The 14,154-nt window shown below is 66.2% G+C and carries 13 protein-coding genes; 2 read left to right on the forward strand and 11 right to left on the reverse strand.

All coding sequences use genetic code 11. The annotated features are described in order from the left end of the window. Positions 1–2: 2 nt before the first annotated feature. The 9 genes from ftsW to G452_RS0105835 are packed head-to-tail and all read right to left on the reverse strand — an operon-like array spanning position 3 to position 10,175. On the reverse strand, positions 3–1,124 hold the full coding sequence (ftsW, locus tag G452_RS0105795; protein WP_022661319.1) for a putative lipid II flippase FtsW: 1,122 nt from the start codon (positions 1,122–1,124) through the stop codon (positions 3–5). Further along, positions 1,121–2,437 (reverse strand): UDP-N-acetylmuramoyl-L-alanine--D-glutamate ligase, encoded by a 1,317-nt coding sequence (gene murD / locus G452_RS0105800; protein WP_022661320.1) that lies wholly within the window; start codon positions 2,435–2,437, stop codon positions 1,121–1,123. Before murD ends, ftsW begins: the two co-directional genes overlap by 4 nt. A gap of 5 nt (positions 2,438–2,442) precedes the next feature. Further along, positions 2,443–3,519 carry a phospho-N-acetylmuramoyl-pentapeptide-transferase gene (mraY, locus tag G452_RS0105805; protein WP_022661321.1) on the reverse strand — a complete coding sequence of 359 codons (1,077 nt, stop codon included), beginning with the start codon at positions 3,517–3,519 and terminating at the stop codon, positions 2,443–2,445. Next, positions 3,516–4,919 (reverse strand): UDP-N-acetylmuramoyl-tripeptide--D-alanyl-D-alanine ligase, encoded by a 1,404-nt coding sequence (locus G452_RS18245; protein WP_022661322.1) that lies wholly within the window; start codon positions 4,917–4,919, stop codon positions 3,516–3,518. Before G452_RS18245 ends, mraY begins: the two co-directional genes overlap by 4 nt. Then, positions 4,916–6,376, reverse strand: a complete 1,461-nt coding sequence (locus G452_RS0105815) for a UDP-N-acetylmuramoyl-L-alanyl-D-glutamate--2,6-diaminopimelate ligase (RefSeq protein WP_022661323.1) — start codon at positions 6,374–6,376, stop codon at positions 4,916–4,918. Before G452_RS0105815 ends, G452_RS18245 begins: the two co-directional genes overlap by 4 nt. Before the next feature lie 19 nt (positions 6,377–6,395). Further along, the gene (locus G452_RS18250) at positions 6,396–8,384 is read right to left on the reverse strand and encodes a penicillin-binding transpeptidase domain-containing protein (protein WP_022661324.1); all 1,989 of its coding nucleotides are present in this window, start codon (positions 8,382–8,384) and stop codon (positions 6,396–6,398) included. A 31-nt stretch (positions 8,385–8,415) separates the two neighbouring features. Further along, positions 8,416–8,739 carry a hypothetical protein gene (locus G452_RS0105825; protein WP_327077704.1) on the reverse strand — a complete coding sequence of 108 codons (324 nt, stop codon included), beginning with the start codon at positions 8,737–8,739 and terminating at the stop codon, positions 8,416–8,418. Then, entirely contained in the window at positions 8,736–9,719 is a 984-nt protein-coding gene (rsmH, locus tag G452_RS0105830; RefSeq protein ID WP_022661325.1) for a 16S rRNA (cytosine(1402)-N(4))-methyltransferase RsmH, read from the reverse strand. The genes G452_RS0105825 and rsmH overlap by 4 nt, the downstream gene beginning before the upstream one ends. A gap of 9 nt (positions 9,720–9,728) precedes the next feature. Continuing rightward, complete coding sequence (locus G452_RS0105835; protein WP_022661326.1) at positions 9,729–10,175, reverse strand: division/cell wall cluster transcriptional repressor MraZ; 447 nt, start codon at positions 10,173–10,175, stop codon at positions 9,729–9,731. Positions 10,176–10,467: 292 nt separating this feature from the next. Here G452_RS0105835 and pyk point away from each other — a divergent pair, with 292 nt between their 5' ends. After that, on the forward strand, positions 10,468–11,889 hold the full coding sequence (gene pyk / locus G452_RS0105840; RefSeq protein ID WP_022661327.1) for a pyruvate kinase: 1,422 nt from the start codon (positions 10,468–10,470) through the stop codon (positions 11,887–11,889). 1 nt (position 11,890) lies between these two features. Beyond that, on the forward strand, positions 11,891–12,904 hold the full coding sequence (locus tag G452_RS0105845; protein WP_022661328.1) for an HD-GYP domain-containing protein: 1,014 nt from the start codon (positions 11,891–11,893) through the stop codon (positions 12,902–12,904). Positions 12,905–12,992: 88 nt separating this feature from the next. Here G452_RS0105845 and G452_RS18255 read toward each other — a convergent pair whose 3' ends face one another. Then, positions 12,993–13,346 (reverse strand): hypothetical protein, encoded by a 354-nt coding sequence (locus G452_RS18255; RefSeq protein ID WP_022661329.1) that lies wholly within the window; start codon positions 13,344–13,346, stop codon positions 12,993–12,995. Further along, complete coding sequence (locus G452_RS0105855) at positions 13,347–14,129, reverse strand: DUF4198 domain-containing protein (protein ID WP_022661330.1); 783 nt, start codon at positions 14,127–14,129, stop codon at positions 13,347–13,349. It abuts the gene before it with no gap. Positions 14,130–14,154: the final 25 nt, after the last annotated feature.

Consider the following 14,154-nt stretch of genomic DNA (forward strand, 5'->3'; position numbering starts at 1 on the left):
GCTCATGCCATGCCCCTCCGCGAGAGGTTCAGGAGCACGCCCACGCACATGAAGGAGACGATCAGGCTGGAGCCGCCGTAGCTCATGAAGGGCATGGGCACGCCCTTGGGCGGCACCGTGCCGAGCACCACGGCGAGGTTGAAGAGAAAGCCCAGGGTGATGATCAGGATCATGCCGAAGGCGGTGAAGCGGTCCTGGAGGTCTTCCTGGAGCAGGGCGATGCGCAGGCCCCGGAAGATGATGAAGCCCACGAGCAGGAAGATCATGGACATGCCCAGAAATCCGAGTTCCTCGCCGACCACGGCCATGATGAAGTCGTTGTGCGCTTCCGGCAGGAAGAAGAGCTTCTGCTTGCCCGCGCCCAGGCCGACGCCCGTGAGCTTGCCGGAACCGAAGGCGTAGAGGGACTGCACGAGCTGGTAGCCCTCGGCCCGCGCGACCTTGAAGGGGTCCAGGAACGCGGTCCAGCGCTTGTAGCGGTAGGGCTCCTGCATGATCAGCAGCCAGCCGCCCCAGGCCATGAAGGTGAAGGAGCCGAGCAGATAGGTCAGCCGGGTGCCGCCCACGAGGCACATGAAGAAGAGGATCGAGGCCAGGAAGGCGGCCCCGCCGAAGTCGGGCTGCGCCAGGAGCAGGATGCAGAGCATGCCCGTGACCAGGAACGGGGGCAGCATGCCCACGCTCAGGGTGCGGACTTTTTCCTGCTTGCGGGCGAAGAAATAGGCCAGATAGAGCACCAGCGCGAACTTGGCGAACTCCAGGGGCTGGATGTTGGCCACGCCCAGGCTCATCCAGCGCTTGGCCCCGCCCGCCTTGATGCCCAGGGGGGTGAAGGCGCAAAGCCCCAGCAGGACCACGGCGACCACGAGCCAGAAATAGGTCAGGTCGTAGAAGACCACGCGCGGCAGACGGTAGCAGGCGTACATCAGGAACGTGCCCAGCAGGAAGAAGAGGGCCTGCTTCTTGAAGAAGAAGTATTTGTCCCCGAAAAAGCGCTCGGCCATGATTCCGCTGGAGGAGAGGACCATGATCAGGCCGATGCCGGCCAGGAGCAGCACGGCGATGAGCAGCCAGTAGTCGGTGGGAGGGAGCTGCCTGCTTCCCGCAAGGCGTACGTTCTTCATGCCAGCTCCTCCGCGATGCGCTTGAAGTGGTCGCCGCGCTCGCCGTAGCTCTTGTAGCTGTCGAAGCTGGCCGTGGCCGGGGAGAGCAGGATCACGTCGCCGGAGCGGGCGCAGGAGAACAAGCGCTTCACGGCTTTTTCCAGATCCGCTTCCCAGAAGGTGTCGAACTCGTCCGCGAGGGCGGGCTCGAAAATCTCGCGCGCCGCGCCGAAAAGCCCGACCTGGACCACGCGGCCGCGCATGGCCGGGACCAGCTCGCGGGCGACGTCCCCGCCCTTGAACACGCCGCCGAGCAGAAGCCGCACCGGGCGGTCGAAGCTGCGCAGGGCCGCGGAAACCGCGTCCAGGGTCGTTGCCTTGGAGTCGTCCACGAAGAGCACGCCGTCCACCTCGGCCACGGGCTGCTGGCGGTGGGGCAGGGGGAAGAATTCGCGGATGGCCTCGGCGGCCTGCGCGCGGGTGACGCCGAGCTGTTTCACGGCCAGCCAGGCCGCGGCGATGTTGGCGCGGTTGTGCGCTCCCGGCAGGTGCGGGGCTTCGAAATTCGAGGATTCGGCGTCGTCCGGGCCGAACCAGAGCTTGCGGGCCTGGGTGAAGTCGCGGCACTCCAGCTCCCCGCGCATGGAAGCGGGCAGAATGGCCGCGCCGCTTTCGTCCATGCGGGCGAAGAGGTTCAGCTTGGCCGAAAGATATTCCTCAAGGTCTTCATGGTAGTCGAGGTGGTTGGGCGCGAAATTGAGCAGCACGCCCACCTGGGGCTTGAAAAGATGCACGTTCTGCAACTGGAAGCTGGAAACCTCGAGCACGATCACGTCGGCGCGTCCGCCGCCGAGCAGGTGCTCGCAAAGCGGGGTGCCGATGTTGCCGCCCACGAAGACGCTGCGGCCGGAGCGGCGCAGAATCTCCCCGATGAGCGTGGTGGTCGTGGTCTTGCCGTTGGTCCCTGTCACGGCCAGGATCGGGCTGTTGGTGAACCAGGAGGCCAGCTCCAGCTCGCCCACGATCTTGCGCGGGGGCACGTCCGCGAGCACGTCGGCCATGCGCCGCACGGGCACGCCGGGGCTGAGGACCACGATCTCGGCGTCCGCGAACTGGGAGCGGCTGTGCGGGCCGAGCTCCAGGCGCACGTTTTCGCCGAGTTCCCGGACCAGCGTCGGATCCAGCGTCTCGTTGGTGTCCGCCAGAAGAACGTTCGCGCCGATGGCCGCGAGCAGCGCGGAGGCGGAGCGGCCGGAGCGGCCCGCGCCCACGACCACGGCCTTGCGTCCCCGGAGCAGTTCGCGATCGCGGATGTCTTCGAGCAAACGATCCATTCGTCTTACCTCAGCTTCAGCGTGGAAAGCGCCACGAGCGCCAGGAGTATCGACAGAATCCAGAACCGGATGATGATCTTGGATTCCGGGATGCCCTTGAGTTCGAAATGATGGTGCAGCGGAGCCATGCGGAAGATGCGCTTGCCTCCGGAGAACCGGAAGTAGCCCACCTGGAGGATGACCGAGACGGTCTCGAACACGAACACGCCGCCCACGATGACCAGCAGCAGCTCCTGCTTGGCCAGCACGGCCAGGAAGCCGAGCGCGCCGCCCAGGCTCAGGGAGCCCACGTCGCCCATGAAGACCTGGGCCGGGTAGGCGTTGTACCAGAGGAAGCCGAGGCCCGCGCCCACGAGCGCGCCGCAGAAGACCGTCACTTCGCCCGCACCGGGCACGGGAAGCACGTTCAGGTAGCCCGCCATGCTGGCATGGCCCGCCACGTAGATGAACAGCGCGAAGCAGGCCGCGTTGACGATGAACGGCCCGATGGCCAGCCCGTCCAGACCGTCCGTGAGGTTCACGGCGTTGGACGTGCCCACGAGCACGAACACGGCCATGGGCAGGTAGAACCAGCCCAGGTCCGGGTGGAGATTCTTGAAGAAGGGCACGGCCAGGGTGGTGGTATAGTCGGGCATGGAGAGCAGCCCGGCCACGGCGAGCATGGCCACGAGCATCTGGCCGCTGAACTTGGCCTTGGCCGAAAGCCCCAGGTTCCTGCGCTTGACGACCTTGATGTAGTCGTCGGCGAAGCCCACCGCGCCGAAGCCCATGTAGACGAAAAGCGTCAGCCAGAGATGGACGTTGGTCAGGTCGCCCCAGAGCAGGGTGCTGATCATCACGGACATGCCGATGATCAGCCCGCCCATGGTCGGGGTGCCTTCCTTGCACTGGTGCGCGGGGCCGTCCTCGCGGATGTACTGGCCGCATTTGACCCGCTTCAGCCAGCGGATCATGCGCGGGCCGAAGAGGATGGAGATGACCAGGGCGGTGAGCAGCGCGTAGATCGACCGGAACGTGATGTACCGGAAGACGTTGAAGACCGTGATGGTGTCCGAGAGCGGGTAGAGCAGATGGTAGATCATCGCCCGTCCTCCCCTGTGCTGTCGAGTTCGCGGCAGAGCGCCCCGGCGTAGTCCTCCATGCGGCAGGAGCGGGAGCCCTTGAAGAGCACCACGGCATTGCTCAGGCCGAGCTGACGCCAGCGGCGGAGCAGGTTTTCGGGGGAGGCGACGGGTTCGACCGCGCTGCCGTTTTCGCCGTAGCCGCGGGCCACGTCCAGGGCGTGCTCGCCGTGGAAGAAGACGGCGGCCGGGTCCATGGCGCGCAGATGCCGCCCCAGGCCGACATGCTCTTCCGCCGCGCCGGAGCCGAGTTCCTTCATGTCGCCGAGGACCAGCACCAGCGGGCGGCAGCCGCCGCCGGAGACGGCCATTTCGCGGGCGGTTGCCACGGCGCCGCGCATGGACAGCGGATTGGCGTTGTAGGTGTCGTCGATGATGGTCACGCCGCCCCGGTGGGAACAGGCGAAACGCTGCGCCGGGGGACGGGCCTCGGCCAGTCCCAGGAGCAGGGACTCCTTCGAAAGGCCCAGCAGGTGGGCGGAAGCGGCCGTGGCTCCGATGTTCTCGGCGAAGTGCGCGCCGCAGAAGGGCAGGTCCGCCTCCAGCTCGAAGTCGGGCGTGCGCACGAGGTAGCGCCCTTGGCCGTCGGCCTGGACGCCCAGGAACGTGCAGAAATACGGGAAATTTTCGTCCCTCGTGGAGTAGAGGGTCGCGTCCGGACGCAGCAACAGGGCCTGCTCGCGCAGGAGTTCATGGTCCGCGTTGATCACGGCGAGCCCGTCCGGGCGCAGGTGCCTGAGCAGCGAGGCCTTGGCGCGGGCCACGCCGCGCAGGTCGCCGAGACCCTCCAGGTGGGCCGGACCGATGTTGTGGATCACCGCCATGTCCGGGGAGGCCACCGGGCCGAGTTCGTCCATGTCGTGCGCCCGGCTGATGCCCAGTTCCAGCACCCAGAGATCCGATTCCGGGTCCGCGCGGAAAATGGACAGGGGCAGTCCGATCTGGTTGTTCAGGTTGCCCGCGTTGCGGCTGACCCTGCATTCCCGCGAGGCCACGGTCGCGAGCATTTCCTTGACCGTGGTCTTGCCCGCCGAGCCGGTCACGGCCACGACCCTGGCCTTGGCCTGGTCGCGGCAGGCGCGGGCCAGCAGGCCCATGCCGCGCACGGTGTCGCGGACCATGAGCACGGGCACGGGCAGATCGAGCATGCGCGAGGCCAGGACGGCGGCGGCTCCGCTGCGAACGGCGCTCTCGGCGAACTCGTGCCCGTCGAAGCGCTCGCCCTCGATGCAGACGAAGAGGTCGCCGCGCTCCACGGCGCGGCTGTCCGTGCAGACGTTGCCGAAGGTCACGTCGTTTTCAGGGGCGGTATCCGCTCCGCCGAGGAGAATGCGCTCCGCAGCGCGCAGGGTCAGATTCAACCGAGAACCTCCCGCAGGGCGCGGCCGACGGCTTCCACATCCGAGAAGGGAAGCTTCTCGTCGCCGATCTGCTGGTAATTTTCATGTCCCTTTCCGGCCACCAGGAGCACGTCGCCGGGCTCCATCAGCCCCACGGCGCGGACGATGGCGGCGTAGCGGTCCGGCTCCTCGATGGACAGGCGGCAGTCCGCCAGTCCGGGCCGCGCATCCGTAATGATGTCGAGGGGATCTTCGTGACGGGGGTTGTCCGATGTCAGTACGCCCACGTCGGCGTATTTCGCCACGGCCTCGGCCATGAGCGGGCGCTTGGTCTTGTCGCGGTTGCCGCCGCAGCCGAACAGGGTCAGCAGCCGACCCCGCGTCAGCTCGCGCAGGGCGCCGAGCACGTTGACGAGGGCGTCCGGGGTGTGGGCGTAGTCCACGAAGATGTCCAGGCCGTGTTCGTTGGGCACGCGCTCCAGGCGGCCCGGAACCCCGGCGAAATCCTCCAGCTTGCGCAGGTCGCGCTGGCTGAGGCCCAGGCAGAGGCCCACGGCCTGGGCCGCGAGCAGATTCTGGGCGTTGTGGCGTCCGATCAGCGGAGAGCTCATTTCCCAGGTCGAGCCCTGGTGGTGCATGCGCAGCGTGAGCCCGGCCGAGGACGAGGTCAGGATTTCCCCGCGCAGGGCGTTGCAGCCTTCGGGAGCTTCGCTCAGGCCGTAGGAAAGGGCCTGGGGCGCTTCGGCCAGAAGGCGGCGGCCATAGGGATCGTCGTGGTTGAGCACCCAGGTCTTGTCCGTCTTGGGCCGCGCGCGGAACAGCTCGGCCTTGGCGTTGAAATAGCTTTCCATGTCGCCGTGGTAGTCGAGGTGATCCTGGGTCACGTTGGTGAGCACGGCCACGTCGAAGTGCAGCCCGGCCACGCGGCGCTGCTCGATGGCGTGGGACGACGCCTCCATGACCACGGCGTCCACGTCGCTGCGGGCCATGTTGCTGATCAGTTCGTGCAGCGTCCAGCAATCCGGCGTGGTCAGGGTCGCGTCCAGGGAGAATCCGGGCCAGCGGTAGGCCACGGTGCCCATGAGTCCGGCCTTCAGGCCCACGGCGGCCAGCAGATGCTCGATGATGAAGGCCGTGGTGGTCTTGCCGTTGGTGCCGGTGATGGCCACGAGCTTGAGGTGCTGGCCGTCCGCGTGGAAATGGGCGCGGGCCAGCTCGCCCAGGGCTTCGGCCGCGTCGGGCCGGACCAGCAGGGCGGCGTCGAGTCCGCGCGTCCACTGCCCGTCGCGCTGGGTGACGATGTATTTCGCTCCGCGTTCCAGGGCCGCGCGGATGAAGTCCGTTCCGTCGACCTTGCTGCCGGGCAGCGCCACAAAGACTTCGCCGGGCAGAACCTTGCGCGAGTCCGTGCGGACGCGCAGTCCCCTGGCCACGGCTTCGAGCAGCTCGGACCAGGCCGCTTCTTGGGGTGTGGACATGTTCTTCTTGCGCCTTTCGTTATGAGAGCCAGAGAATAAAAACATCCTGCCCCCCTTCCTTTTCCTGCTGCGGCCATTTCTGGCCCGCGCGGGGTTCCTGTCCGGTCACGGTCATGCCCTGGCCCTTGAGCACGGGAACGATGCCGCCGCGGGCCAGGATTTCCATGGCGCGGCGAAGGGGCATGCCGGTGACGTTCGGGGCCGCGCCGCCGACAAAGGCGGCGGTCGGCTCGGGGCCGGGATCCAGGTGGCCCGTGCCCGCGGCCTGCTGGGCCATGGCCGCCTCGGCCACGGCCTCGCCTTCGGAATCCGGCTCGAAGGCGGCCTCGTTGGGGTCGGGCAGCTTTCCGTAGTAGGCCAGGGTGCGCATGGCCACCTCGCGGACCACGGGTGCGGCGACCTTGCCGCCCGCGTTGACCGGGCCGGGCTCGTCCACCATGACCACGATGAGCAGTTCCGGATCTTCGCCCGGAATCATGCCCACGAAGGAGGAAAGATACTTGTCGCCGTAGCCGCCCTGGGTTTCGGCCTGCTGGGCGGTGCCGGTCTTGCCGGCCATGGTGATGCCGGGAATCCTGGCGAAGCGTCCCGTGCCGTCCTCCTGGACCACTTCGCGCATCATGCCGAGAACGAGCTTGGCCGAGGATTCGCTGAAGATGCGGCGGGGCGGCGCGTAGTCGGGATCCTGGGGATCGAGCACGAGCCGCAGGGGCCGCAGCACGCCCTTGTTGCCGATGGTCAAAAAGCCCTGGGCCAGTTGCAGGACCGTGACGCCGATGCCCTGTCCGAACGAGGCCGCGGCCAGGTCGAACTCGTTCCATTCCTGCACGGGCCGGAGGATGCCGGGCGATTCGGCGGGCAGGTTCAGAGCCGTTTGTTCGCCGAAGCCGAGCCTGCGCAGGTAGTCGTAGTAGTTCTGGGCCCCCAGGGCCTCGCCGATCTTGGCCGCGCCGATGTTGGACGAATAGCGCAGCACCTTGTTCACGGGCAGCCACTTGTAGCTGTGGTGGTCGCGGATGACGTGGGGGCCGACCTTGTAGCGTCCGTTCTCGCAGTCAATGAGCTTGTCCGGCGTGATCACGCCCTGGTCCAGGGCCGCGGCGAAGAGCAGCGGCTTCATGGTCGAGCCGGGCTCCGGCGCGTCCATGGCCGCGCGGTTGCGCCGGTCGTGCGCCGTGGAGCTTCGGTAGGCGTTGGGATTGAAAAAAGGATAGTTGGCAATGGCCAGGATCTCGCCGGTGGGAATGTCGACCACCAGGGCCACGCCGCCCTTGGCCTCGTATTTTTCCACGGTGTCGGCCAGGGCCTGCTCTGTCACGTCCTGGATGTGGGTGTCAATGGTCAGGCGCAGATCCTGGCCGTCGATGTCCACTTCGCGTCCCTGGGCGTCGAGGTAGAGCCTGCGGCCGGAGGCGTCCCGCAGCTTGACCTGCTCGGCCTTGCCCCCGGCGAGCCGGGTTTCGTAGGAGCGCTCCAGCCCTTCCAGTCCCTTGCCGTCGATGTTCACGAAGCCGAGAAGCTGCCCGGCCAGCCTGCCCTGGGGGTAGAGCCGGACGTGCTCGCTGGTGAGGTAGACGCCGGGAAGGTCTTCGCGGTCGAGGGCCGCGGCCTCGCGGTCCATGACCTGCCGCTTGACCCAGACGAAGTTCTTGCGCGAGGCGAGATCCTTGTCCACCTCGGCGCGGGGCATGTGCAGCAGGTCGGAGAGGGCCTTGGCCGTGGCGGCGCGGTCCTGAATCTCCAGGGGCCGGAGGTAGACGGACTTGGCTTCCACGCTGGTGGCGAGCAGTTCGCCGTCGCGGGCCAGGATGCGTCCGCGCCGTCCGCGCTCGAATTCGGTGGAGAGGGTCTGCTTGGCGGCGAGGCGTTCGAGCTGGGGGCCCTGGTAGAGCTGAATCCACCCGGTCCTGACCCAGAGCGCGGCCCAGACGAGAGCGAACAGCACACCCGCCAGAACCAGCTTGGTGCTGCTGGGGCCGGGTCGCTTGTGCGTTCTCTTCGCTCTCATGCCTTGCTTCCTTTGCGGTTGCCTCCCCGAATCATTCCGCCGGGAGGGGCAGCCTGCGGATCTGTCCGGGTTCGGCCGGGCCGAGCCCATGTTTCAGCGCCAGTTCCTTGAGCTGGAACGGGGAGAGCAGGTTGTCGCGCTCCACTTCCAGCTTGGCCACGTGCTTCGAAATCTTTTCTATGTCGTTCTCCGCCTGCTCGATGCCGTAGGCCAGGTCGGTGCGCTCGATGTTCAGCCAGACCGATGCCAGCCGGAACCCCAGGGCCGCGAGCACCAGCGCCACGAGCATCCAGGTGGCGACGCTTTTTCCCGCGTCGCCCGCGGCGGTTCCGGGCGCGGCCTGTCCCATGCTCATGCCGAGCCTCCCGGAGCCAGGCGCTCGGCCACGCGCAGCTTGGCGCTTCGGCTGCGCGGGTTGCACTCGGCTTCCTGCTCGGTGGGGCCGAGGGGCTTTTTCGTCAATATCCTCAGCGTGGGCTTGCGTTCGCAGGTGCAAAGGGGCTGCCTCGGCGGGCAGATGCACCCCTTGGCGGCCCTGAGAAACGCGCGCTTCACGGCCCTGTCTTCCAACGAGTGGAAGGAAATGACGCACACCCTGCCGCCGGGATTGAGACGGTCCGCGATGTGGTCCAAAAACATGTCCAGTTCCTCCAGCTCCTTGTTCACGGCGATGCGCAGCGCCTGGAAGGTGCGGGTCGCCGGGTGGGTCCGCGACTTGGCCCGCCACTTGGCGGGGTAGGCGTTCTCCACGATGCGGGCCAGCTGGAGCGTGTCGTCGATCTCGGCCTCGTCCCTGGCCTGGAGAATGGCCTTGACGATGCGCCCGGCCTGCGGTTCCTCCCCGTAGAGCAGCAAAATCCGCTTCAGGTCGGAGTAGGAGCCCTTGTTCACCAGTGTCCGGGCCGGGGCCAGTCCGCTCGCGGGGTCCATGCGCATGTCCAGCGGCCCGGATTCCTTGAAGCTGAAACCGCGCTCCGGGTGATCCAGCTGGAGCGAGGAAACGCCCAGGTCGAGCACGGCTCCGTCCACCCCTTCCCAGCCCGCGGCGTCGAGGGCGTCCTCGAAGCGGCTGAAGGGCAGATGGTAGAGCTGGGCGCGTTCGCCGTGCGCCGCGAGCCGCTTTTCAGCAAGGTCCAGCGCTTCTTCGTCCCTGTCCAGGCCGAGCAGCTGCGCATCCTTGCCCGCGGCGTCCAGGATGGCCTTGGAGTGGCCGCCCATGCCCAGGGTGCCGTCGAGGTAGCGGCCGCCTGGCCTGGGGCGCAGCCACTCGATCGTCTCCTGTAAAAGAACCGAGGTGTGTACCTGGGATGGGTCGGTGGATTCGCAATCGTGCATGGTCGCCGCCTAGAACGGGAGGTTGACGCCGTTTTCGGCCATTTCCCCGGACACGTCGAAATCCATGGAGAGCAGTTCCTCGTGTTCGGGAGCGGACCAGATTTCGAAGCGATGCCCGGAACCCATGACCACGACTTCCTTGTCCAGCCGTCCGCTCTTGCGCAGATGCGCGGGAATGGGCAGCCGGCCCTGGCCGTCCAGGGTCACCTCGACGTATCCGGAGAAGAGGATGCGCTTCATGAGCTGGAATTCCCGGCTGGGGCTCTTGACCTTTTCCAGCTCGCTTTCCGTGGCGCTCCACTGCTCCGGGGTCATGCCGATGACGTGCTTGTCGAAGAGCGTGAGCACCACGGAGCCTTCCGCCTTGTCCTTCAGGAGCAGGTCCTTGAAGTCCGGCGGGAGGATCAGACGCCCTTTGGCGTCCAGATTGCGATGCGCGTGCCCTCGAAATTTCATGCTTTGGTTCCCACGTCCGTTCCGGGTGATCCCACTTGTCCCCTCATTTTCCCACTTAATTACACCCTTTCACCACCCCGTGCCCCTTTTAGGCGACATTGTCAACAGGAAAAAGGTTTTCACCTTTCCGGAAAATGAGAATATACCTTGCTTGCGGGAGTTTTCGCGGCCGGGTCCGAGAGAGTTCCGCGCGCCTGCCCATAAATAATGGTCAGTCATTCCGAGGCACCGTAGAAATGAAGGAAAGAAACGACCAACGCCGCCCGCGAGGGCGGAGGAGGACGAGAACGACATGCGCACGAAAATCATCGCCACACTGGGACCGGCCACGGACACTCTTGAATCGATCCGAGGCCTGGTTCGTGCCGGGGCACGCATTTTCCGGTTGAACTTTTCCCACGGCGGACGCGAGGGGTTCGAGAAGCTCGTGGCCATCATCCGGAGCCTGGAAAAGGAAACCGGCGAGACGCTGGCCATTCTCCAGGATCTCTCCGGACCGAAGATCCGCACCTGCGACATCGGCCTCGGCACGCTGGAGGTGACCAAGGGCGCGGAGATCCTGCTCGGCGCGCCCGGCCAGGAGGAAGGCCGCGAGGAAATGGTCATCTGCCTGGACCAGCCCGACATCCTGCGCAGCCTCAGGCCCGGCGAGGTCGTGGCCCTTTCCGACGGCATGCTCCGGTTCACGGTCACGGAGCGCATCGGCGACCTGCTCGTGCGCATGGTCGCGGTGAACGCGGGCATCGCCCCGCCGCGCAAGGGCATCTCCTTTCCCGGCAAGTCCATCAGCCTGGAGGCCGTCACGGCCAAGGACCGGGCGGACCTGGACGTGGGCCTGGATCTCGGCGTGGACATGGTCGCCATCAGCTACGTGCAGAAGGCCGAGGACGTGGCCCGGCTCAAGTCGCTGATGCGCGAGAAGGGCAGGGTGCTGCCCATCGTGGCCAAGCTGGAGCGGCCCCAGGCCATCCAGAATCTGGACCGCATCATCGAGGAGTCGGACGGGGTCATGGTGGCCCGCGGCGACCTCGGCCTGGAGTGCGACCTGCCCACGCTGCCCGCATTGCAGAAGCGGATCATCCGCGCTTGCAACCGTGCCGGAAAACCCGTTATAGTCGCAACCCAGATGCTTTTATCCATGGTTTCCAGCCCGATGCCCACGCGCGCGGAGACCACGGACGTGGCCAACGCCATTCTGGACGGGGCGGACTGCATCATGCTTTCCGAGGAGACGGCCATAGGCCGCTACCCTTCGGAAACCGTGAGCTACATGGGCGAGATCGCCATCCAGGCCGAGGCCTTTCATTTCGAGGACACGTCGGCGCGTCCCGTGGCCCCGGACTACGAGGACCAGCCGGGCAAGTTCCTGGCCTACGCGGCCTGCCTGCTCGCGGACAAGACCCGCTCCAGGGCCATCGTCTGCCACAGCAGGACCGGCTCCACGGCGCGGATTCTCTCGGCATGCAGACCGCGCCAGCCGATCTACGCCCTGAGCGGCGACGATCGGACGCGACATTTCACGCAGCTCTCCTGGGGCGTGATCCCGGCCGTGCCGCCGGAGGACGAGAGCAATCACCAGGAGCGCTGCGAGCGGTTCATCCGGGAGCACGCCGCGTTTCTTGAAGGCGACTCCGTGATCCTCACGGCCGGGCAGCCGACCAACAAGCGGCAGCTCGAAACCCAGACCAACGTGGTCAAGGTATACGAGAAATAGCATGGCCAAGCCGAAAAGCGACGTTCCCGACGGGCTGAACGAGGAATACTACCAGGTCAATCAGGACATCCTCGGCAGCTTCAACAAGTTCCGCCCGCCCCTGGACCTCTTCCGGCTCAAGGAGGACGTTGTCCGCCTGCTCCCTTATTACAAGGTGGGCGGCCGGCTGACCACGCAGCAGGCAGAGGAGCTGCCCGAGCTGACCAAGCAGGGCCTGATCTTCGTCTCGCGCAAGGACCACGCGGTCTACGTCAAGCACATCAGCTATCAGCTCGACCTCGTGCTCATCGACAAGAACCTGCACGAGCGGGAGATCGCGGACATCTTCACCCAGGCCCTGACCCGGCGCATGGAGGAGTTTCTGGACCAGCCGGTCAAGCCGGTCTTCGAGAAGCTCTACGCCGACCTGATGGTGCTTACCGAGTACCTCATCTTCGACATCCACCGCGTGCGCGCGCTGCTGCGGCGTCTGCACAAGGAACATTCCCTGGCCAAGCACAGCTTCAACTGCGGAGTGGCCGGGCTCGCGCTCTACGGCTTCATCAATTCGAACAACTTCGAGGAGGGCGGGGTCAAGCGCACCTTCTTCGACCGCCTGACCCTGGGCCTGTTCCTGCACGACATGGGCATGAGCAAGGTGCCCAAGTTCATCCTGGACAAGGACAAGCCGCTGACCACGGACGAGCGCAACAAGATTCTCCAGCATCCCATGCACGGGGTGGAGATGCTCGCCAAGCTGGACATCAAGCATCCGGAACTGGAGCAGTGCGTTCTGGAACATCACGAACGGCTCACGGGTTCCGGATATCCGCAGAAGAAGAACGCGGACAACATCACCCAGATCGGGCGCATCTGCGGCCTGGTGGATTCCTGGTGCGCCATGACCACCAAGCGCGTCTACGCCGAAGCCATGGAGCCCATGGCGGCCCTGCGCGCGCTCATGGAAGATTCCGGCTACGACCGCCAGCTGGGCCAGCAGATGCAGCTCATGCTCGTGGAACGCATGAAGCACTAGCCGCCGCGGCCAGGCCGAAGCAAATGACCGCCCGCGCACCCGGAAGGATGCGCGGGCGGTTCGCTTTTGCCCGGAGCGGGGGAACGCCTCAGGGCATGCACGATTCGGGCGGAACCTCGATTTCCATGTCAAAACCGTGTCCCATGCCCGCATCGACCTTTACCCGCCACACGCCGGGCCGGTCCGGCAGGAACGCGAATCTTCCCCGGGCGTCGGTGCGTCCGTTCTGGAATTCCGTGTCCCCGCCGCCCGGAGCGTAGATCAGCACCTGGGCGAAGCTCGCGGTCGTGCCGTCGGAAAAGGCCGTTTCGATCACCGTGGCCGTCTGCTCGTAGTGAATCCTGCGGATGCCGTGCGCCGAGGCCAGGGCCGCATGGCCCAGTCCGAGAAGGAGCAGCGCCGCGAGCACCCCCAGCGCGGTTTTCCGAACCTCTCGCGTCATTTAGCGCACCTCGAAGACCAGCACGGCGCGCATGGCGATGCCGTCGTAGTCCGCGGTGGGCTTGTCGATCTTGTGCTGGATGCGGACCATCCAGACTCCGGGCGCCGTGATCTTGACCTTGGCCGTGCCGTCGTCGCCCGGTTCCGTGGAGTAGGCGAAGGTCATGGTTTCCAGGGAAAAGCCGTCGTAGGTGGCCAGAACGTTTTCCGGCGCAAAGGGCTTGCCGTCGTAGAGGAACTTGAAGCCGATCTCGTCGCCCACGCGCGCCGCGGTCGGGTCGGACAGGGGCACGATTTCGAGCTTCTGGCCGAGCACGCGGCTCCAGCCGTCGTCGCCCTTGCCCACGGTGATCAGGGTCTTGGCGAATTTCTCATAGAGATTGCTGGAAATGACGCCCTTCTGGCCCTTTTTGGAGCCTTCCACCCAGCCCGCGGTGGTCTGGGTCCAGACGATGCCCTCGCGGTCGCCCGCCAGGATGGCCGTGCCCTCGCGCGTCGGGGCGAACTGGCCGTCCAGGGTCAGCAGGGCCGGGTTGGGAGCCACGCTCAGCGGAGCGGACTTCTTGCCTTCCACCAACGACAGCTTGACGTGGTCCACGGGCTCGACTTCCTCGGAAATCATCATCACGTGGGACGAAACCACGGAGAAGGGCACGGTTTCGCCTTTTTTCACGGTGAGCTTGACCGGCTTGAGCAGGAATTCGTGGGCCTGCGCCGGAACCGCCAGGGCCAGGACGGCCAGGGCGAGCAGGAGCGGCAGGAACGTGCGCGGATACGATTTCATGGTTTACCTCCGTTTTGTGTTATCA

The sequence above is a fragment of the Paucidesulfovibrio longus DSM 6739 genome (genome assembly GCF_000420485.1).
GTDB lineage: Bacteria > Desulfobacterota > Desulfovibrionia > Desulfovibrionales > Desulfovibrionaceae > Paucidesulfovibrio > Paucidesulfovibrio longus.

Coding starts and splice junctions, on each gene's coding strand:
- ftsW (WP_022661319.1), bottom strand. CDS start 1,124: ATGAAGAACGTACGCCTTGCGGGAAGCAGGCAGCTCCCTCCCACCGAC.
- murD (WP_022661320.1), bottom strand. CDS start 2,437: ATGGATCGTTTGCTCGAAGACATCCGCGATCGCGAACTGCTCCGGGGA.
- mraY (WP_022661321.1), bottom strand. CDS start 3,519: ATGATCTACCATCTGCTCTACCCGCTCTCGGACACCATCACGGTCTTC.
- G452_RS0105815 (WP_022661323.1), bottom strand. CDS start 6,376: ATGTCCACACCCCAAGAAGCGGCCTGGTCCGAGCTGCTCGAAGCCGTG.
- G452_RS18250 (WP_022661324.1), bottom strand. CDS start 8,384: ATGAGAGCGAAGAGAACGCACAAGCGACCCGGCCCCAGCAGCACCAAG.
- G452_RS0105825 (WP_327077704.1), bottom strand. CDS start 8,739: ATGAGCATGGGACAGGCCGCGCCCGGAACCGCCGCGGGCGACGCGGGA.
- rsmH (WP_022661325.1), bottom strand. CDS start 9,719: ATGCACGATTGCGAATCCACCGACCCATCCCAGGTACACACCTCGGTT.
- G452_RS0105835 (WP_022661326.1), bottom strand. CDS start 10,175: ATGAAATTTCGAGGGCACGCGCATCGCAATCTGGACGCCAAAGGGCGT.
- pyk (WP_022661327.1), top strand. CDS start 10,468: ATGCGCACGAAAATCATCGCCACACTGGGACCGGCCACGGACACTCTT.
- G452_RS0105845 (WP_022661328.1), top strand. CDS start 11,891: ATGGCCAAGCCGAAAAGCGACGTTCCCGACGGGCTGAACGAGGAATAC.
- G452_RS18255 (WP_022661329.1), bottom strand. CDS start 13,346: ATGACGCGAGAGGTTCGGAAAACCGCGCTGGGGGTGCTCGCGGCGCTG.
- G452_RS0105855 (WP_022661330.1), bottom strand. CDS start 14,129: ATGAAATCGTATCCGCGCACGTTCCTGCCGCTCCTGCTCGCCCTGGCC.